The sequence below is a fragment of the Lactobacillus nasalidis genome (assembly GCF_016587775.1).
In the GTDB taxonomy this organism is placed as follows: domain Bacteria; phylum Bacillota; class Bacilli; order Lactobacillales; family Lactobacillaceae; genus Lactobacillus; species Lactobacillus nasalidis.
The window spans coordinates 1-210 of record NZ_BOCG01000048.1; the positions used below are offsets into that span (position 1 = coordinate 1).

Annotated in this window: 1 rRNA gene; it reads right to left on the reverse strand. The window is 46.2% G+C overall.

Annotated elements, in window-relative coordinates:
* Window positions 1-101: ribosomal RNA gene (locus lacNas_RS00375) — 23S ribosomal RNA — on the reverse strand; the annotation flags it as partial.
* Window positions 102-210 lie beyond the last annotated feature (109 nt).

Below are 210 nucleotides of genomic sequence, written 5' to 3' on the forward strand. Positions count from 1 at the left end.
CAAAGCCTACTTACGGCTCCCCGAAGACTTTCGCGGTTAGTCGCGTCCTTCATCGGCTTCCAGTGCCAAGGCATTCACCGTGCGCCCTTCTTCACTTGACCTAACAAGTTTCGTTCTTTCGAACTCTCTCGGTCGCTTTGCAATCGTTCATTGATCTCAATGATTCTCGGTTTTTTCTTGGAATTAAGATATTCAGTTTTCAACGTACAA